18 protein-coding genes, 1 tRNA gene and 1 pseudogene are annotated in these 18,273 nt (G+C 59.0%); all 20 read left to right on the forward strand.

All coding sequences use genetic code 11. The annotated features are described in order from the left end of the window. Positions 1 to 83 precede the first annotated feature (83 nt). The 20 genes and pseudogenes from polA (at position 84) to PHV01_RS00235 (ending at position 18,190) form a co-directional block, all read left to right on the forward strand. On the forward strand, positions 84 to 2,705 hold the full coding sequence (polA, locus tag PHV01_RS00140) for a DNA polymerase I (protein ID WP_337289112.1): 2,622 nt from the start codon (positions 84 to 86) through the stop codon (positions 2,703 to 2,705). Beyond that, entirely contained in the window at positions 2,698 to 3,330 is a 633-nt protein-coding gene (gene coaE, locus PHV01_RS00145) for a dephospho-CoA kinase (protein ID WP_337289113.1), read from the forward strand. Before polA ends, coaE begins: the two co-directional genes overlap by 8 nt. Positions 3,331 to 3,834: 504 nt before the next feature. Beyond that, positions 3,835 to 5,082, forward strand: a complete 1,248-nt coding sequence (gene rho, locus PHV01_RS00150) for a transcription termination factor Rho (protein WP_337289295.1) — start codon at positions 3,835 to 3,837, stop codon at positions 5,080 to 5,082. 140 nt (positions 5,083 to 5,222) lie between these two features. Next, a pseudogene (gene rpmE, locus PHV01_RS00155) lies at positions 5,223 to 5,414 on the forward strand (50S ribosomal protein L31); the annotation flags it as partial. A 129-nt stretch (positions 5,415 to 5,543) separates the two neighbouring features. Further along, complete coding sequence (gene prfA / locus PHV01_RS00160) at positions 5,544 to 6,611, forward strand: peptide chain release factor 1 (protein WP_337289296.1); 1,068 nt, start codon at positions 5,544 to 5,546, stop codon at positions 6,609 to 6,611. Between the two features lie 2 nt (positions 6,612 to 6,613). Continuing rightward, the gene (gene prmC, locus PHV01_RS00165; protein ID WP_337289114.1) at positions 6,614 to 7,603 is read left to right on the forward strand and encodes a peptide chain release factor N(5)-glutamine methyltransferase; all 990 of its coding nucleotides are present in this window, start codon (positions 6,614 to 6,616) and stop codon (positions 7,601 to 7,603) included. Further along, positions 7,596 to 8,852, forward strand: a complete 1,257-nt coding sequence (gene murA, locus PHV01_RS00170; protein WP_337289115.1) for a UDP-N-acetylglucosamine 1-carboxyvinyltransferase — start codon at positions 7,596 to 7,598, stop codon at positions 8,850 to 8,852. The genes prmC and murA overlap by 8 nt, the downstream gene beginning before the upstream one ends. Beyond that, positions 8,852 to 9,529, forward strand: coding sequence for an ATP phosphoribosyltransferase (gene hisG / locus PHV01_RS00175; RefSeq protein WP_337289116.1), 678 nt, complete (start codon positions 8,852 to 8,854; stop codon positions 9,527 to 9,529). Before murA ends, hisG begins: the two co-directional genes overlap by 1 nt. Next, entirely contained in the window at positions 9,526 to 10,815 is a 1,290-nt protein-coding gene (hisD, locus tag PHV01_RS00180; protein WP_337289117.1) for a histidinol dehydrogenase, read from the forward strand. Before hisG ends, hisD begins: the two co-directional genes overlap by 4 nt. Continuing rightward, entirely contained in the window at positions 10,812 to 11,936 is a 1,125-nt protein-coding gene (hisC, locus tag PHV01_RS00185) for a histidinol-phosphate transaminase (RefSeq protein WP_337289118.1), read from the forward strand. Before hisD ends, hisC begins: the two co-directional genes overlap by 4 nt. Next, positions 11,936 to 12,523 carry an imidazoleglycerol-phosphate dehydratase HisB gene (gene hisB, locus PHV01_RS00190; RefSeq protein ID WP_337289119.1) on the forward strand — a complete coding sequence of 196 codons (588 nt, stop codon included), beginning with the start codon at positions 11,936 to 11,938 and terminating at the stop codon, positions 12,521 to 12,523. The genes hisC and hisB overlap by 1 nt, the downstream gene beginning before the upstream one ends. Before the next feature lie 185 nt (positions 12,524 to 12,708). After that, complete coding sequence (gene hisH / locus PHV01_RS00195) at positions 12,709 to 13,341, forward strand: imidazole glycerol phosphate synthase subunit HisH (protein WP_337289120.1); 633 nt, start codon at positions 12,709 to 12,711, stop codon at positions 13,339 to 13,341. Further along, positions 13,342 to 14,067 carry a 1-(5-phosphoribosyl)-5-[(5-phosphoribosylamino)methylideneamino]imidazole-4-carboxamide isomerase gene (hisA, locus tag PHV01_RS00200; RefSeq protein ID WP_337289121.1) on the forward strand — a complete coding sequence of 242 codons (726 nt, stop codon included), beginning with the start codon at positions 13,342 to 13,344 and terminating at the stop codon, positions 14,065 to 14,067. Positions 14,068 to 14,071: 4 nt separating this feature from the next. Next, positions 14,072 to 14,845 carry an imidazole glycerol phosphate synthase subunit HisF gene (hisF, locus tag PHV01_RS00205; RefSeq protein WP_337289122.1) on the forward strand — a complete coding sequence of 258 codons (774 nt, stop codon included), beginning with the start codon at positions 14,072 to 14,074 and terminating at the stop codon, positions 14,843 to 14,845. Between the two features lie 6 nt (positions 14,846 to 14,851). Further along, positions 14,852 to 15,547, forward strand: a complete 696-nt coding sequence (gene hisIE / locus PHV01_RS00210) for a bifunctional phosphoribosyl-AMP cyclohydrolase/phosphoribosyl-ATP diphosphatase HisIE (protein ID WP_337289123.1) — start codon at positions 14,852 to 14,854, stop codon at positions 15,545 to 15,547. A gap of 9 nt (positions 15,548 to 15,556) precedes the next feature. Continuing rightward, a complete protein-coding gene (locus tag PHV01_RS00215) occupies positions 15,557 to 15,901 on the forward strand; it encodes a histidine triad nucleotide-binding protein (RefSeq protein WP_337289124.1) in 345 nt (114 codons plus the stop codon). Between the two features lie 102 nt (positions 15,902 to 16,003). After that, positions 16,004 to 16,098: transfer RNA gene (locus PHV01_RS00220), tRNA-Sec, on the forward strand. 354 nt (positions 16,099 to 16,452) lie between these two features. Continuing rightward, entirely contained in the window at positions 16,453 to 16,863 is a 411-nt protein-coding gene (locus PHV01_RS00225) for a hypothetical protein (protein WP_337289125.1), read from the forward strand. Between the two features lie 440 nt (positions 16,864 to 17,303). Next, positions 17,304 to 17,783: a helix-turn-helix transcriptional regulator gene (locus tag PHV01_RS00230; protein WP_337289126.1), complete on the forward strand. Its 480-nt coding sequence runs from the start codon at positions 17,304 to 17,306 to the stop codon at positions 17,781 to 17,783. Next, on the forward strand, positions 17,780 to 18,190 hold the full coding sequence (locus tag PHV01_RS00235; protein WP_337289127.1) for a hypothetical protein: 411 nt from the start codon (positions 17,780 to 17,782) through the stop codon (positions 18,188 to 18,190). The genes PHV01_RS00230 and PHV01_RS00235 overlap by 4 nt, the downstream gene beginning before the upstream one ends. Positions 18,191 to 18,273 lie beyond the last annotated feature (83 nt).

Below are 18,273 nucleotides of genomic sequence, written 5' to 3' on the forward strand. Positions count from 1 at the left end.
GTTTTGAGGACTCTTCAGCCTTCAGCCTAAATACCTGCTTTTAGCACTGACCGTTGATCGCTATTCTCCGAGGACGCTAACCCATGGCAGGCAGATCGCTATATCTTATCGACGGAAGTTCCTACCTGTTTCGGGCCTACCATGCGCTTCCACCCCTCAGTAACAGCGAGGGGATTCCGACCGGAGCCGTATACGGTTTCATCAACATGCTCCTGAAGATTATTCGGGATGAGCGTCCGGAGGCCCTGGTCGTGGTCTTTGATACTGCAGGACCGACCGAACGGCATGAGCGATACGCCGACTATAAGGCGAATCGCGCGCAGATGCCGGACGATCTGAGTCGTCAAATTCCTTATATCCATCGGGTGGTGGAGGCGATGCGAATCCCGCTTCTGATGCAACAGGGACAAGAGGCGGATGATCTGATCGGCTCGCTGGCAAGGCAGGCCGAGGCGCAGGACTTTCACGTGACCATTGTCACGGGCGATAAGGACATGCTCCAACTCATTGGACCCGAGATCCGGGTCTATGATTCGATGAAGGAGAAGGTCTACGGCGAATCGGAGGTCCTGGAGCGCTTCGGCGTGCCCCCTGGTCAGGTGGTGGAGGTGATGGGGTTGATGGGCGATCCGATCGACAACATCCCTGGCGTGCGCGGGATCGGGGAGAAGACCGCCAGGAGCCTTATCCAGCAATTCGGGAGCATCGAAGGGATGATCACTCGCCTGCATGAGATCAAGTCCGCGAAGGTTCGGGAGATTCTGAGAAGCCAGGTCGAGCAAGCTCGTCTCAGTCGGGATCTGGCCCGTCTCAGGACGGATCTCCAGGTGAGTGTGGATCTGGGACAGGTTGCGCTACGTGAGCCTGATAACGTCGCTCTCCAGGCCCTCTTTCGGGAGTTAGGTTTCACGGGACTCCAGCGGGCATTTACCCCCGTGACCTCGCGCAGCTCGCTCCGCATGGTCGTTATTGATCGCGAGGAGGAGATCGGAGAGACCGTCAAGGAACTCCTGGATTCCGATAGCGTGGCTATCGCTGTTGCGCGTAATGGTAGCGACTCAGGTGACGGCGAGCTCTATGGCCTTGCCTTCTGTAAAGAGCCTGATGTCGCCCTCTGTTGCTTTCCCAGTGCGATGACCGGCTCTTATTTTGAGCGCCTGCATCCTGTCTTGGCCGGCGAGAAACCCGCGAAGATCGGCCACGACCTCAAGCGGATCATAGCCACCTTCAGGAAGAAGGACGTCGTCCTGGGCGGGCTCTCCTTTGACACCATGGTGGCTTCCTATCTCCTGAACCCTAACCGATCGGATCACTCCCTTGCGGCTTTGGTGCTGGAGCAGTTGGGTATGAAGTACGAGGAGGAGCCGGGGACCAAGGATAGAGGAGACGGACGGGAGGAGGCAATGAGGCGGGCAGCCGAAGAGGCTCACCTTGCGTGGCAACTCAAAAATGTGTTGCTTCCGAGGCTTGAGCAGTCAGGGCTGCTGTCGCTGTTTAAAACGATCGAGATGCCGCTGATCGAGGTCTTGGCCTCGATGGAGGAAGTCGGGTTCAGAGTTGATATCGACCAGCTCGGTGAGCTGGGTAAAGAGTTGGAGAGCCAGCTCGGCAGGCTGGAGTCACGGATCTTCGCTCTGGCGGGCGAGCACTTTAACATTAATTCGCCGAAGCAGTTGGCGGATGTATTATTTCAGCGACTGAAGCTCACGCCGCTGAAGCGGACCAAGACCGGCTATTCCACCAATGTGGAGGTACTTCAGCGGTTGGCCATGACCCACGAGCTCCCTGCGGAGGTCCTCAATTATCGGAGCCTTACGAAACTGAAATCCACCTATGTTGATGTGCTGCTCAGGCTTGCTGATCGTACGAGTGGCCGTATCCATACATCATTCAATCAGACGGTGACCGCCACAGGACGCCTGAGTTCCAGTGAGCCGAATCTCCAGAATATCCCAATTCGCACCGAGATCGGGCGGCGGATCCGACAGGCGTTCGTTGCCTCGGAGGGTCATTGGCTCCTGTCAGCCGACTATTCCCAGATCGAGCTACGGATCCTGGCGCACCTTTCCCAGGATCAGGCGCTCATCGCGGCCTTCACGGCAGGGGCTGATGTGCATCGCAGTACTGCAGCCGAAATCTTCACGGTGCAGCCGGAGGCGGTGACGGCGGAGATGCGACGACGGGCAAAGGTGATCAACTTCGGCATCATCTACGGGATGAGTCCCTTTGGCCTGGCCTCGGAGCTCGATACGTCACAGGAGGAAGCCGCCCTGTACATCGACCGCTATTTTCAGATCTATCACGGGGTCAAGGCCTTTATTGACCGAACGATCCGCGAGGCCAGGGAACTCGGCTTCGTGACGACGCTCTGGGGACGTCGCCGGGCGATCCCGGAGCTCAAGAGCTCCGACCAGGCGGTTCGGCAACTCGGGGAGCGGTTGGCAGTGAACTCGCCGATTCAAGGATCGGCCGCAGATCTGATCAAGGTCGCGATGATCGCCATCTTCCGACGCCTGAGGTCGGAAAGGTTGGGAACCAGAATGATTCTTCAGATCCACGATGAGTTGCTATTTGAGGTGCCCGAAGCGGAGTTGGACGTCGCCAAGCGAGCGGCCACCGAAGAGATGGAGCGAGCGGCCACGCTCCGCGTTCTCCTGCAGGTAGACCTCGGGGTTGGAACGAGTTGGGCTGAGGCCCATGCTTAATGAGCAGGATGCCGAACGAATGATGGTTCTGGGCCTGACGGGGGGCATCTGTTCTGGTAAGAGTACGGTTGCTGAGATGTTTCAGCGCTTAGGCGCTACGGTCATCGACGCGGATCAGGTTGCGCATGAGTTAGTGGAGCCGGACCAACCTCTTTTCGAGGCGGTCGCCTCAGCGTTCGGTCGCGAGATTGTCGGAGCAGATGGTCGGATTGATCGCCGGAGGCTGGGTACCATGGTGTTTGCCGATCACGAGGCTCGCAGACGATTGGAAGCGATCCTTCACCCGGCCATCATTGAGGAGTGTGAACGGCGTATCCGGCAAGCTGAAGTCTCTGGGACATCTATCTGTCTTGTCAACGCTGCGCTGCTGATTGAGAGCGGTTGGCACGCTCGCTGTGACGCGGTGATCCTGGTTGAGGCGAGCGAAGCGATTCAACTCGATCGCCTGGTCAGGTCCAGGGGCCTCAGCCGAGGTGAAGCGCTGCTGCGCATCCGATCGCAGATGCCGCAGCACGAGAAGCGTTGCCATGTTCACTACGTTATCGAGAATGACGGACCGCTTAAAGAGGCAGAGCGCCAGGTGAAAGCGGTATGGAAACAGGTGTGCGCTCAGACTGTGTTGTAGGCGCTCGCCTGCGACTTCGGCAGCCTGTGATGAGCGGCATCGAATTTGGCGCAGTCATACCGAGTGGGAACTGGACCTCGAAAAAAGGCTTGACAAAGTGCATAGGCTCCACTAGGTTTAGCTTGACCATCTCGCTGAGGGTATGACTTCTTCAGAGTGTCGTTTGTCGGTCGGCCCTGAATTACGATAACGAGGTATGAGGGGGACCGACGCTGCCCAAGATCTAACTCATCTTGCTTTCCGATTCAGACCGTTGTTTCCCATGTGTCAGGCAGGGGCCTTATTCCTGGTGACCGGCTTCTAATATTTACGTGCATCACATTGCAGACTGGTCACAGGGAGAGGTGAGTATTGGGTGAAGGTCGCGAAGTAGATTCATCGTCAACAGTCTTACTTAAGGAAGAGGAGTTCGCGTAGATGGCCCCATCAGTGTCTGAATCGACCAGACGGTCCAGTGTGTCAGAAGTGAAGGAGATTGCGGCGGCGCTTCCAAGGGGTGGTTCGATGAATATCGTAGAGTTGAAAGAGAAGACCATCTCTGAGCTGAGCTCCATTGCCAGGACCCTGAACGTGGTGGGTGCCAGTGGCCTCCGCAAGCAAGAGCTCATCTTTAAGATCCTTGAGGCACAAACCGAGAAGAGCGGACTGATCTTCGCGGAGGGCGTCCTTGAGGTTCTGCCTGATGGGTTCGGATTTCTTCGAGCGCCGGACTATAATTACCTGCCTGGGCCGGATGATATTTATGTCTCGCCGTCGCAGATTCGGCGCTTTGACCTGAGGACCGGCGACACCGTTTCGGGACAGGTGAGACCCCCCAAGGAAGGAGAGCGCTACTTCGCTCTCCTGAAGGTCGAGGCGGTCAACTTCGAAAACCCGGAGCTGATCAAGGACAAGATCCTCTTCGATAACCTGACTCCACTCTTCCCGAACCAACGGATCCGGCTGGAGACCACGCAAGACGAGTTGAACATGCGGGTGATGGACCTTCTCACGCCGATCGGTAAAGGACAGCGCGGACTGATCGTTGCCCCGCCGAGGACGGGTAAGACCATTCTCCTGCAAAAGATCGCCAACAGTATTACCAAGAATCACCCTGAGGTGATCCTGATCGTTCTCCTGATCGATGAGCGGCCGGAAGAGGTGACGGACTTCCAGCGCTCTGTAAAGGCAGAGGTGGTCAGCTCGACCTTCGATGAGCCGGCTACGCGTCACGTCCAGGTGGCCGAGATGGTGATCGAGAAGGCCAAACGGTTGGTGGAACACAAGCGGGATGTGGTGATCCTGCTGGATTCTATCACACGATTGGGAAGGGCCTACAACACCATTGTCCCGCCGAGCGGCAAGGTGCTTTCCGGCGGCGTGGACAGCAACGCGTTGCAGCGTCCTAAACGGTTCTTCGGGGCGGCGCGGAATATCGAAGAGGGCGGTTCGCTCACGATCATGGCCACAGCCCTGATCGACACCGGCAGCCGAATGGACGACGTCATCTTCGAGGAGTTCAAAGGGACCGGCAACTGCGAACTTGTCCTGGATCGACGGTTGGTGGATAAGCGGGTCTTCCCGGCCATCGATATCTTCAGATCAGGCACACGGAAAGAGGAACTCCTGCTTACGCAGGAGGAACTCAATCGGATGTGGATTCTCCGCAAGGTCCTCCAGACGATGGGCGTAGTAGAGGCGATGGAACTTCTTCTCGAGAAGTTGAGGGAAGCCAAATCGAACGAGGATTTTATGAGAGCGATGAATTCGTAGGCGATTTCTCCAGGACCGATACAATCGATCAGCCCGTCCTCCGACGGGCTGTATTTTTTATTGAGAGGTCCCAGTCTTAGGGGTATAATAATTCGCGGCTAAGTAACTGAAAAATCCGGAATATCTTGGGAGGGACAACCATGAAGGCAGGCATTCACCCTGATTATCAACTGACTACGATCACATGCGCGTGCGGCGAGGTGATCCATACCCGGTCCACCGTACCCGCTCTCCGGGTAGAGATCTGCTCCAAGTGCCACCCGCTCTTTACCGGTCGACAGAAGCTGATCGACACCGAAGGGCGAGTCGATCGGTTCCGGCGGAAGTATTCCAGGAAGCCGAAGGCGGATAAATCGGCCACAGAGGCCGCCCCCGTGGAACTCCCTGCAGCAGCACCGGTGGAGGAGGCGGCCCCCTGAGCGGGAGGCCGCTCGGTTGGGAAGCTGATGTCGATGCTGCAATTGCTTGAGCGTCTGAACGCTATCGAGCAGCGATCTGCCGAGATCCTGCTGCAGATGAGTGATCCGGCTGTCATCAGTGATCAGCCTCGCTTCCAGCGGCTGGCCAAGGCGTATGCGGAACTGGAGCCGGTGGTGGAGGCATACCATCGGTATCGTAAGCTCCTGCGGAGCGTGGAGGAGGCGAAGACGCTGCTGCATGATGGGGCTGACGACGACGTGCGCGAGTTGGCGGAGGCGGAGCTTGATGAGCTGGCCATCAAGCGGGAGAAGCTTGAGGGGGAACTCACGCTTCTGTTGCTTCCACGTGATCCGGCCGACGAGAAAGACATCATTCTAGAGGTACGGGCCGGAGCCGGCGGCGACGAAGCCGCGCTGTTTGCTGCGGAACTGGTCAGAATGTACAGCCGTTACGCCGAGCTGCATGGCTGGAAGGTGGAGATGCTGTCTTCAAGTCAGACGGGGGTTGGCGGGGTGAAGGAGGCGATCCTGAGCATCGAGGGGCGCGGGGCCTACAGCCGCCTGAAATTCGAGAGCGGAGTCCACCGGGTGCAGCGGGTTCCTGTCACTGAGTCGAGTGGCCGGATTCACACCTCTACCGTCACCGTTGCGGTGCTCCCTGAGGCGGAGGATGTGGAGGTCCAGATTGATCCCAAGGAGCTTCGCATTGATGTCTTTCGCTCAACTGGCCCCGGAGGACAGTCCGTAAACACGACGGATTCGGCCGTACGGATCACCCACCTGCCGACCGGGATGGTGGTGTCCTGCCAGGATGAGAAGTCGCAGCATAAGAACCGCGCCAAGGCGATGAAGGTGTTGCGAGCTCGCCTGCTTGAGGCCGCCACGGCGGAGCAGGCGGCAGAGATTTCGCAAACGCGCCGTCTGCAGGTGGGGACGGGAGACCGGAGCGAACGGATACGCACGTACAATTTTCCGCAGGGTCGGGTCACTGACCACCGGATTGGACTCACGCTCCACAGCCTCCCGAGGATTCTGGAGGGGGAACTGCAGGAACTGATCGACGCGCTTGTGGCCAGCGATCAAGCCGAGCGATTGAAGGCCGTAGTGTGAGGATGGCGTACACGCTTGCAGAAGAAGTGCGAAGCGCGAGGTCCGAGGTGCAAAAGGAGCGTGCCCCGCACGTGTTCACCTATCGCCGTATCGTGAAGCGGCTGGCGGATAGCGGCGTAGAGAGCGCGCTGCTCGACGCGGCGTGCCTTATGGAGGCCGCGTCAGACGTCCCGCGGTGGCAGTTTATCCTGGACCCGGAGCAACCGATTCCCTCGAATAGATCTCGTCTCTTTGAATCGATGCTATCCCGACGCCTTGCCAGGGAGCCGATTGCCTATATCCTCGGGGTAAAGGAGTTCTGGTCTCTTCCTCTTGCGGTGAGCCCAGATGTCCTGATCCCGAGACCGGAAACCGAAACGCTTGTCGAGGCCGCCCTGGAAAAGGTGCAGCGTGCAGCGTGCAGCGTGCAGCATGGACCGGCATCGTCCCCAATCCCCAATCCCCAATCCCCAATCCCTGTTATCGTGGACCTCGGCACCGGTAGCGGCGCGATTGCCTTGGCGCTCGCGGTCGAGATGCCTCACGCGCTCGTGTACGCCATCGATCGTTCGCCGGGCGCCTGCCGAATCGCCCAGCGGAACATAGAAGCGCTGGGGCTGATGAGCAGGGTTCACTGCGTACAGGGTGACCTGCTTGAGCCGCTTCGGACAATCGACGGTGGGGGAGGATGTGACCTGATCGTGTCAAATCCTCCGTACATCCCTTCCGGAGACTGTGGCACCCTGTCTCCGGAGATCGCAGCTTACGAGCCTCTCGATGCCATAGATGGCGGCCCGGACGGTCTACGCTATTACCGGCGAATCATCGAAGAGGCCCCCCACTATCTTCGCGAAGGCGGCTGGCTGGCTTTCGAGGTCGGCGACGGTCAGGCGCCGGCCATAATGGAAATGGTTCGGAAGACAGAAGGCTTCGGGTCGGCCGAGGTGAGGCAGGATGTAGCCGGCCGTGACCGAGTCGTCTGTGCGCCACGGCGGGGGAGGGCGCATGGATAGACTGATTATCAGGGGTGGGGTGCCCCTCAGAGGACAGGTGGAGGCGGCAGGCGCTAAGAACGCAGCCCTGCCCGAGATGGTGGCCTCTTTGCTCACAGGGGAGTCGATCCGGCTTCATCGTGTTCCGCAACTGGGCGACGTAAAAACGATCATCGGCCTGCTTAACCATTTGGGTGTGAGTGTCGAAGGGTATGGCCAAGAGACTCTATCCCTTCGCGCCGATCGTATCGGTCAGTTTGAGGCGCCCTACCAACTGGTCAAGACGATGCGGGCATCGGTACTGGTCCTTGGCCCGTTACTGGCTCGCTTCGGGCGGGCACGGGTCTCTTTGCCTGGAGGGTGCGCGATCGGGCAGAGGCCGATCAATCTGCATCTCGCGGCTCTTGAGAAGATGGGCGCAACGGTCAGTCTTGATGCCGGGTACGTGGAGGCGAAGGCGCCACGCTTGAAGGGCGCCAGGATCACATTCGATGGCCAGACCGTCACCGGCACCGAGAATCTGATGATGGCCGCCACCCTGGCGGATGGGATCACCGTATTGGAAAATGCCGCGTGCGAGCCTGAGGTCACTGACTTGGCCGCCCTGCTGAATCGCATGGGAGCGAGAATCGAGGGTGCCGGAACTCCGACGATCAGCATCGAGGGCGCCCCACATCTGCATGGGGCGGAGCACGAGGTGATCCCGGACAGGGTCGAGACGGGGACCTTTATGGTTGCGGCCGCGATCACCGGTGGCGATGTGACCGTCAATCGCTGTGTGCCGTGCCACCTGGAGGCGGTTACGGAGAAACTGCGGGAGACCGGCGTACTCGTTGAGGAGACGGACTGCAGCATTCGGGTTGTGGGAGATGGACAAGTGCAGGGAGTCAATATCAGGACTCACCCCTATCCCGGATTTGCCACCGATATGCAAGCGCAGTTCATGACCCTCATGTCCATTGCTCAGGGAAGCAGTGTCATCACCGAAACGGTCTTTGAAAACCGGTTCATGCACGTGAATGAGCTGCTGAGGATGGGGGCGGATATCAAGGTGGTCGGCAATACTGCGTTCGTCAACGGGGTTCCCGCGCTGTCGAGCGCACCGGTCATGGCCACCGACCTGCGAGCGAGCGCATCGCTGGTTCTGGCAGGACTGGCCGCCCAGGGGATCACGACCGTCTCGCGTGTCTACCATCTTGACCGGGGATACGAGTTCATCGAGCAGAAGCTCCTCGGTCTCGGCGCCGGCATCGAGCGAGTCGCAGAATAATGGAACCCACAAACAACGACGTGATCGCCATCGCGCTGCCGAAGGGTCGGTTGCTGACCCCTGCCCTTGAACTCTTTGAGGGGATCGGCTTCTCTCGTGTGAGGGAACTTGTCGATTCACGCCGCTTGATCTGCGAGGATCGCGATCGGCAACTCCGATTCCTCATACTTCGACCGGCAGACATCCCGACCTACGTGGAGCACGGGGCTGCCGACATGGGTATCGCGGGAAAGGACCAACTCCTCGAACAGCGCCGGGATGTCTATGAGCCGCTGGACCTCGGGTTCGGTGCCTGTCGGCTTGTCGTGGCCGAGCCGGCTGCACTCCATAAGCAGGATGACCCCCATTCCTGGTCGTACCTGAGGGTGGCTACCAAATATCCGAACCTTGCAGAAGCATACTTCAGTCGTAAAGGGATCCAGGTGGAGATCATCAAGCTGACCGGTTCTCTTGAACTGGCGCCCCTTGTGGGGCTGGCCGAGCGGATTGTTGACCTTGTGGAAACCGGCCGGACCTTGAAGGAGAACGGACTGGTGGAGGTTGAGGAGATCGCCAGAGCTACGGCGCGACTCATCGTCAATCGTGCGAGTCTCAAGACGAAGTACCGCAGGGTCAAGGACCTGATCGAACAGATGCGAGAGCGGGTCGAGACGCCTGCGGCAGGGGCGCGTACATGAGGCTGCTCCAAGCTGGGTCGCAAGCGTGTATGCTGTTCTTCTCGCAGCTCAGGTCCAGACATGGGACTATACCTGCCGAGGTCGAGCAGGCCGTTCACGATATCCTGGAAACGATACGGACAGGCGGCGATACCGCCCTCTTCGAGCAGACGCAGCGGTTCGATGGTGTCCGCCTCGATGCCACCTCAGTGCGGGTAAGGCCGGAGGAGATCGGAGAGGCATACGCGGCCCTGGCACCCGCCTCGCTTGAAGCCCTCAAGATCGCGGCGTCGCGGATCAGGACATTCCATCTGCGACAGCTTCGCACCTCCTGGTTCTCAGAAGAAGACGGGGCGATCGTCGGGATGCTTACGCGTCCGCTCGGGCGGGTGGGGATCTATGCCCCAGGAGGGACAGCGGCCTATCCGTCCACAGTGCTCATGAATGCGATCCCGGCTGCGATTGCCGGTGTACAGGATATTGTGATGTGCACGCCGCCGCGCCGAGATGGCAAGGTAGCTGGAGCGGTGCTGGTCGCCGCCGATCTGTGTGGGGTTCATGCGATCTATAAGGTGGGCGGCGCTCAGGCGGTGGCGGCTATGGCCTATGGGACTGCGTCGATCCCGAAGGTCGATAAGATCGTCGGCCCTGGTAATGTCTATGTCGCGGCTGCCAAGCGTCTGGTCTTCGGGCAGGTGGGGATCGATATGATCGCCGGCCCGACGGAGTTGTTGGTCATCGCCGACGAGGAGGCCAGGGCCGATTGGGTTGCCGCCGACCTCCTTTCTCAGACTGAGCACGATCCACTTTCCAGCGCCATGCTGCTCACACCTTCCCAGCGGCTTGCCGAAGAGGTGGCGGATGAGGTGAAACGTCAGGTAGCGCTGTTGCCAAGGCGGCAGATTGCAGAGACCTCTCTCGAACAGTTCAGCGCGGCAGTCGTCGTGAAAGGGCTGGACGAGGCCGCCACCCTCGCCAACGAGGTCGCGCCGGAGCACCTGGAACTGCTGGTGAAAGACCCTTGGGGACTATTGCCCCAGATCAGGCACGCGGGCGCCATCTTCATGGGGAGCGCCAGTCCGGAGGTAGTGGGCGATTACCTGGCCGGGCCGAATCATGTCCTGCCGACAGGAGGGACGGCGCGCTTCGCCTCCCCCCTTTCCGTGGACGATTTTCAGCGCCGGACCTCGCTGATCGCCTTCAGCCGGCAGAAGCTGGAGACGCTGGAGCCAACATTGGTCGAGCTGGCCCGCTTGGAGGGGCTTGAGGCCCACGCGAGGGCAGCCTCTATCAGGAGGCTCGCATGAAGACGCCACGTCTTCTCGATCTGATAAAACCCGAGGTTCTGAGCCTCACGGCGTATCGGGCCGAGGAGCCGCGCCCCGATCTTATCAAGCTCGATGCCAATGAAAGTCCGTTTCCTCTTCCGGAGGAGCTTCGCCGGGAGCTCCGCCACGCGTTGGATCAGGTGGCAGTGCACCGCTACCCAGATCCGAAGGAGGATCGGCTCCGATCGGTTCTGGCCGCACAGCTCCAGGTGGCGCCTGAGGCGCTTGTTCTGGGCAATGGGTCTGACGAGCTGATTCAACTGTTATTGCTGGCGACGTCAGGACCTGGGACCACGATTCTCGCTCCAGTTCCGACCTTTTCGATGTATAAGCTGATCGCGAGGGCTCAGGGACTACACTTCGAAGGGGTACCTCTCGGGTCTTGCTTTGAGCCTGACCTGCCCAAGCTGATCGAGACTATCGAGCGATGTAAGCCCAAGGTCATCTTTCTGGCCACACCAAACAACCCAACCGGCGGCGTCTTCTCTGAGGCGGAGATCTTCAAGATTTTGGCCGTTGCTCCCGGATTGGTCGTTGTGGACGAAGCCTATGGACCGTACGCCGGGCGGACTATGTTGCCGTACCTGGTCGATCAGGAGCGGCTGGTGGTCCTCAGCTCCCTTTCCAAAATCGGGCTAGCCGGTCTGCGTATCGGCTACCTTGTTGCCCATCCTGCGCTCACGGCCGAATTAGAGAAGGTCCGCCTCCCGTTTAATCTTAACGCCTTCTCCCAGGCAGCCGCCGTCGTGTTGCTCAACCATCAAGAGTGGATCGATGCCAACATTCGTGAGGTGGTCCGGGAGCGGGTGAGGGTGATGAACCACCTAGTTGCGCTGCCAGGCGTCGAGGCTTTCCCGTCAGCAGCCAACTTCATTCTCTTCCGGACGACACGTCCGGGGAATGATGTATTCGAAGCAGTGTTGGGGCAGGGCGTCCTGGTGCGAAATTTAGGGTCAGTACCAGGTCTGCAAAACTGCCTGCGGGTCACTGTGGGTACGAAAGCTGAGAACGATCAGTTTTTGGATGCATTGACGAAGGCACTGAGACAAGGCGCGAGGAGCGAGGTGCAAAGAGGAATGCAAGAGATGGAGGTCGGGTGATGGGTCGGACGGCTAAGGTGTGTAGGCAGACCTCAGAGACCGATGTAGCGGTGGAGCTTAACCTGGACGGGGTGGGTCGACACACGATTCAGACCCAGATCCCATTCCTCGATCACATGCTGGCCCAACTGGCGACGCACGGCCTCTTCGACCTCAGCGTTGAGGCGCGGGGCGATCTCCAGATCGATCTGCACCATACCGTAGAGGATGTCGGGATCGCCCTCGGTGAAGCGTTCGCCCAGGCCGTGGGGGACAAGCGGGGTATTCGGCGGTTTGCCTCAGCGCTTGTCCCGTTGGACGAGGCGCTGGCCCGCGTGGTGGTTGACATCAGCGGCCGCCCCTATCTGGTCTATCAGGCGCCGCAACTGCACGGGGAAATCGGGAGTTTCGATGTCACCCTCGTGAAGGAGTTTATGCGCGCCCTCGCCATGAACATGAAGGTGAATCTTCATGTTGAGGTCCTGCAAGGTGAGAACCTGCACCACTGCGTCGAAGCGATCTTTAAGGCATTAGCCAAAAGTCTTGACCAGGCGACATCTCTCGATGCGCGGATTGCTGACGTCCCTTCGACGAAGGGGAGTCTGTAAGGGTGTGGGGCTTGGAGCTTATGGGTAGACGGCAGGCGGCTCTGCTTTATCTCGCCGTACGTCCCTGTACGGCTCGAATCGGCGATGACGGGCTGCGCTGTCCGTGCTCCGTCCGTCATCGACGACGCGTCGCCACCAGCCGCCTACCCCAGGCATGCGAAGCGTGGGGTGTATAAAGAGATGGCATGATTGCCATTATCGATTCCGGTATCGCGAACCTTCGGAGCGTCCAAAAGGGGTTCGAGCGTGTTGAGGCCGACGCGAAGGTTGTCGAGGATCCGCGGACCCTTCGGGATGCGTCCGGCATTGTCCTCCCTGGGGTGGGCGCGTTTGCCGATGGGATCAGCAAACTTCGGGATGGCGGATTTGTCGAACCGCTGCTTCGGGCGATTGAGGAGGGTAAGCCGGTTCTCGGCATCTGCCTGGGGTTGCACTTCCTGTTCAGCGAGAGCGAGGAGTTCGGGCATCATACGGGCCTCAACGTCATCAAGGGCCGCGTCGTTAGATTTAAGGATGCTGCGGTAGGGGCGATTTGCGAATCGCCCCGACTCAAGATCCCGCACATGGGGTGGAACCGGATCCGGATCGAACAGCAGGCCCCGATCTTTAAGGGCATTCCCGACGGAGGGTTCTTCTACTTCGTCCACTCCTACTATGTGCAACCGGAGGATGAACACGTGATCGCCGCCACGACTGAGTACGGCCTCCGATTCACCTCAGCGCTGTGGCGTGATAACCTCTTTGCCTGCCAGTTTCACCCTGAGAAGAGTCAAGCGTTAGGTCTGCAACTGTTGAAAAACTTCGCCTCCCTCACGTAGATGCTAGTCATTCCCGCGATTGACCTGAAAGGGGGCCAAGTCGTTCGGTTGTCGCAAGGCGACCCCCTGCGTCAAACCGCCTATTCCGCCGATCCGATCGCTATGGCCAAGAGGTGGGAGGATGAGGGGGCATCGATCCTGCATCTGGTCGATCTTGACGGCGCTTTTTCCGGAACGCCGCAGCAACTTTCGGTTGTCGCCCAAGTGGCTCAGTCGATTAAGATCCCAGTACAGCTTGGCGGTGGGTTGCGAAGCCTGGCTGCCTTGGAGCAGGCGTTCGCCTCCGGCATCGAGCGGGCTGTCCTTGGGACTGCGGCAATTGAGAACCAGGCGTTCCTGGCTGCGGCGAGCTCTCGCTACCCCGGTCGCATCCTCCTTGGAATCGATGCCAAGAACGGGAAGGTCGCGGTTCGGGGTTGGGCGGCGGACACTGATCTTCTCGCCTCCGACCTGGCGACACGATCGGCCGACCTGCCGCTGGCGGCGATTATCTATACCGACATCGAGCGGGACGGGATGCTCACGGGGCCGAACATGGACGCCTTGCGTCGACTGGCTGAGGTAACTCGACACCCGATCGTCGCGTCGGGTGGGATTGCGACGCTTGATGACCTCAGAAGGCTCGCCAAGCTGGAGCCGACGTGTATCGTCGCTGCTCTGGTCGGAAAGGCTCTCTATGAGGGTAGATTCTCGCTGAAGGACGCGATTACTGCGGCTGCGAGATAAAACTATGCTGGCCAAGCGAATCATTCCGTGTCTCGATGTCAAGGACGGACGCGTCGTCAAAGGGACGCGGTTTGTGGACCTTCGGGACGCGGGCGATCCAGCCGAGGTCGCGGCCCTGTATGACCAGCAGGGAGCCGACGAACTGGTCTTTCTCGACATTACCGCCTCCTATGAGCGGCGAGACATCTTGGTTGACGTAGTCCGGCGGACAGCCGACATGGCCTTTACCCCGTTGACCGTCGGTGGCGGGGTCCGGACGGTGGAGGACATCCGCACGTTGCTCCTCGCGGGTGCCGATAAGGTCTCGCTCAACACTGCGGCCGTCGAGCGCCCGGAGCTGCTCACTGAGGCCGCCATGCGGTTCGGAAGCCAGTGCATTGTCCTCGCCATCGACGCGAAACGTACCCCTCATTCCTCAGAATCTGCGCTCCGCTGGCAGGTGTACACCCACGGGGGGCGGACCCAGACCGGACGTGATGCAGTCGAGTGGGCGAAGCAAGGGGAGGCGCTCGGGGCCGGAGAGATCCTGCTGACCAGCATGGATCGGGACGGCACGAAAGATGGCTACGACCTTGCGCTCACGCGGGCGGTGGCCGATGCCGTAACGATCCCGGTCATCGCCTCGGGCGGGGCCGGTACAGTGAATCATCTGTATGAAGCGTTGACCGAAGGACGGGCCGATGCTGCACTGGCGGCCTCTATTTTTCACTTCCGCGAATGCTCCATCCAGGATGCGAGGGCCTACCTGCGTGGCCGGGGTATCCCGGTGCGGGATTAAAGGGCTATGGAACGATTCGACCTCACTCAACTTCGGTTCGATGAATCTGGACTGATCCCGGCCATTGTGCAGGATGCGGAAAATGGTCAGGTCCTGATGTTGGCCTATATGAGCCAAGAGTCGTTGCGACTGACTGTCGAGACCGGCCTCACCCATTTTTACAGTCGATCGAGGCAGCGCATCTGGCAAAAAGGGGAGGAGTCGGGCCATATCCAGCGCGTACGCGAGATCTATTTCGACTGCGACGAAGATGCCTTGCTGATCAAGGCCGAGCAGGTGGTGGCGGCTTGCCATACCGGACGACGGTCTTGCTTTTACCGTCGATTGCATCCGGACTCAGAGGCGCCGGAGGAGTTGACTCGACAGCAGTTCGACCCCGAGGCGGTTTACGGCGGAAGCCTCGCGATCCTCCAACAGATTTTCGATGTTATTAAGGATCGAAGGGCCAATCCGAAGGCCGATTCGTATGTCTCAGGCCTGTTCGCCAAAGGACAGGATCAGATCCTCAAGAAGGTGGGAGAAGAGGCGACCGAGCTTGTGGTGGCTTCCAAGAACGGAGGGCCGGACGAGATTATCTATGAAGCAGCGGATCTCTGGTTTCATACGATTGTCCTGCTGGGGCACCACGGGATCACGCCGTCAGAGGTGGCTCGGGAACTGCGCAACCGCTACGGCAAGAAGAGCAAGGCCGAGTACCGATAAGGCGAGGATGTGGATACCTGCCTTTTTTGTCAGATAGCCAACCGGGAACGCCCCGGTAAGATGGTGTATGAGGACGAGCAGTCCGTCGCCTTCGAAGATATCAACCCGAAGGCGCCTGTCCATATCCTAATTGTTCCTCGTCAACACCTCGCGACCATCCTCGATGCGAACCAGGCTGATGATCGGCTGCTTGGGCACCTCCTGCTGGTAGCAAACCGCATCGCGAAGCAGATCGGGATCGCGGAGCGGGGCTTCCGCCTGGTGATCAATTGTAATAGCGACGGCGGGCAGGCAGTTTATCACCTGCATCTCCACCTGTTGGGCGGACGGTCCCTCAGTTGGCATCCGGCGTAGGTCATCCCGCGCCGGTCAGAAGCACTAAGCTGCCAGCATCCTACCTGGCCTGAAACGCTGACCGAATCAACGAAGCGCTCTCAGGTCTTATCGATTCATATTGGAGGCGGAATGGGCCCGGTGGCCCTCCTGGTCTTCAAAACCAGCGCACCCGCTAATACCGGGTTGGTGGGTTCGACCCCCACACGCCTCCGCCACCCTTCCTGCAACCCCTGAAAAACACGTCGGTCCTAGCGCTTATGAAGAGTTAGCAAGGTGGTATAAAGTATGCTAGAGAACGATGGAAAACGACTAAATCGGACCTAGAACGGGTACCTATACCGGCATCAGAGTTTTCGCAGTTTGCCGATAGCCCCTATCGGTGAACTCAACCGCGACGGCCTAGCGTGACGACTCGAAAGGCTGTCTGAAACTGCTTCCGGATAGTGTCCTAGTTTAATCGAATCGATGAAAATTGAGAAGCATTCACCTCTCTGTGCTGAATTCCGAAACCCAGGGTCTCACTTTCGTATTCCTGAACATGAGCAACGATAGGGCAAGAGGAGGCCGTGATGGATGAGCACCCAATGGATACCGTTGTGCAACGGCTAGTGCGTGTGGAGCGAGAGAACCGGCGCTTGAAGCGGCTGGGCGGGCTCATGCTGCTCGGATTCACCGCCGTAGTGCTGATGGGGCAGACCAAGGGCGCAAGAGTTGTCGAGGCTGAGAAGTTTGTCCTTCGGGATCCAACCGGGAAAGTCCGCGCATCACTCAGTACCCTACCAGACAGCTCGGTGGGCTTCGCCATCCTCAGTGCTGACGGGAAAAGTCTTTCGCTGAGTGCCGAGGGAGACGGAACGATGGGCCTGACCATGTACGACAAGAGCAAGAAGCTTCGCGCTGAGATATTCACTCTGGCGGATGGCTCCGGAGGTCTAGCGCTCTACGACGCAAGTGGGAAGGTGGTATGGAAAGCGCCGTAGCCGGAACGTGAGTGAACATTCTAGTGATATATTCATATCGAATGTGATATAATGCCGTTGGGCTATGAGGTCAGAGTCGAGGAGCCTGCGAAATCGGCCTTGTATTCACTTATGAGTAAGGACCCATCCTCAGCAGCGGGAATCGTTCGAGCACTCAAAGTACTCAAGACCGATCCCGACGTCCACATTACGGGAGTCAAGTTCACCGAGTCAAAGGCCGTTGAGATCTTACGTCAACAGGGTTTTAGGGTACGCACTCTGAAAGGGTTCGATTTCTCAAGGTATAGAGTATTCTACTTCGTAGATAGAGCGAGGAGCACGGTGGTAGTCAAAGAAGTGATTCGAAGAGCCGCTGATACTTATGATCCACAGGCGCCGCACATCCAACGCCTACGGAACAACTTTGCAACACATACCTTCTTCCGAGGGAGGGCGCAACAATGAGCCTCCAGGTGGTGCGAAAGGAGTGGCCTCCCGGACCACCCATGATGTATGGCTTCGTGCCGACTACAACTCACGGCCACGTCTGGAATTACCTCATGACCGTGCACAAACGACGCCCGGAGGTCAGCCCACTGCTTGGGCCCCGCGTCCCAGCAGCCGATCCCTATGCCAGGCTCGCGCGACTAGATGACTTGATCGCGCAATTGACATCTACCGAGGCGGGCCGACACGCGTATGAACAGGCTGACCGAGAATGGGAGCAGAAGGCTGAGGAATTGATCGCTAAAGGGCGTTTGAGTCGCCTCCGCTATCGCCGTATCAAGGCAGGCTTGACGCAGGAAGTCTTGGCAGATCGGGCAGGAATTAAACAACCCAACCTCCAGCGACTTGAACGCCCGAGCTACCGAGGCCGTCTCGCAACGTACCAGCGGCTCGCGGCCGTGTTGGGTTGCGATTACCGGGAGCTTTTGCCATGACCCGCAGTAAAGAAGCGAAGCTTGATTACTGGCTGTTATGCGATACTGTCCGCCGGGAGGATAGCGGCAAGCTCATCATCGTTGGTGTGTACATGCCAGACATCGGCGTTCCAGCCGTACCCATGACGCTTCCAATGCTCTCGTTTCTCTTCAAGTGGGATTTAACGCCAGGCCCGTTGCGGGCAGGCGCTATTGCAGTGAATGGTCCCGCCGGACAAGAGATCACGAGATTTCCCGTAGAGGACAACACGTTTGGAGAAGGGCGCCAGACGGGCGTGCTCGCTTTTGGGATCTCGCCGTTCGTCATAGACAAGGCGGGAACCTTTACAGTCATATACCACGTCGGGAATAGATCCAAGACGTTGGGTTCATTCAGAGTCATACTTCAACAAACTGCGAAGCCTTAATCCCATTTCGTGAAAGCCCCGGCCTAGGATCGCTCCAGACGGCCTGGCTGGACGCGCCTTCGGACGCTCTAGGTACGAGCCTT

Source organism: Candidatus Methylomirabilis sp., assembly GCF_028716865.1.
Taxonomy (GTDB): Bacteria; Methylomirabilota; Methylomirabilia; order Methylomirabilales; family Methylomirabilaceae; genus Methylomirabilis.

Excerpts from the sequence above, each read along its gene's own strand:
- polA (WP_337289112.1), top strand. The coding sequence starts at position 84 with ATGGCAGGCAGATCGCTATATCTTATCGACGGAAGTTCCTACCTGTTT.
- coaE (WP_337289113.1), top strand. The coding sequence starts at position 2,698 with ATGCTTAATGAGCAGGATGCCGAACGAATGATGGTTCTGGGCCTGACG.
- rho (WP_337289295.1), top strand. The coding sequence starts at position 3,835 with ATGAATATCGTAGAGTTGAAAGAGAAGACCATCTCTGAGCTGAGCTCC.
- prmC (WP_337289114.1), top strand. The coding sequence starts at position 6,614 with ATGGCGTACACGCTTGCAGAAGAAGTGCGAAGCGCGAGGTCCGAGGTG.
- murA (WP_337289115.1), top strand. The coding sequence starts at position 7,596 with ATGGATAGACTGATTATCAGGGGTGGGGTGCCCCTCAGAGGACAGGTG.
- hisG (WP_337289116.1), top strand. The coding sequence starts at position 8,852 with ATGGAACCCACAAACAACGACGTGATCGCCATCGCGCTGCCGAAGGGT.
- hisD (WP_337289117.1), top strand. The coding sequence starts at position 9,526 with ATGAGGCTGCTCCAAGCTGGGTCGCAAGCGTGTATGCTGTTCTTCTCG.
- hisC (WP_337289118.1), top strand. The coding sequence starts at position 10,812 with ATGAAGACGCCACGTCTTCTCGATCTGATAAAACCCGAGGTTCTGAGC.
- hisB (WP_337289119.1), top strand. The coding sequence starts at position 11,936 with ATGGGTCGGACGGCTAAGGTGTGTAGGCAGACCTCAGAGACCGATGTA.
- hisH (WP_337289120.1), top strand. The coding sequence starts at position 12,709 with ATGATTGCCATTATCGATTCCGGTATCGCGAACCTTCGGAGCGTCCAA.
- hisA (WP_337289121.1), top strand. The coding sequence starts at position 13,342 with ATGCTAGTCATTCCCGCGATTGACCTGAAAGGGGGCCAAGTCGTTCGG.
- hisF (WP_337289122.1), top strand. The coding sequence starts at position 14,072 with ATGCTGGCCAAGCGAATCATTCCGTGTCTCGATGTCAAGGACGGACGC.
- hisIE (WP_337289123.1), top strand. The coding sequence starts at position 14,852 with ATGGAACGATTCGACCTCACTCAACTTCGGTTCGATGAATCTGGACTG.
- PHV01_RS00225 (WP_337289125.1), top strand. The coding sequence starts at position 16,453 with ATGGATGAGCACCCAATGGATACCGTTGTGCAACGGCTAGTGCGTGTG.
- PHV01_RS00230 (WP_337289126.1), top strand. The coding sequence starts at position 17,304 with ATGAGCCTCCAGGTGGTGCGAAAGGAGTGGCCTCCCGGACCACCCATG.
- PHV01_RS00235 (WP_337289127.1), top strand. The coding sequence starts at position 17,780 with ATGACCCGCAGTAAAGAAGCGAAGCTTGATTACTGGCTGTTATGCGAT.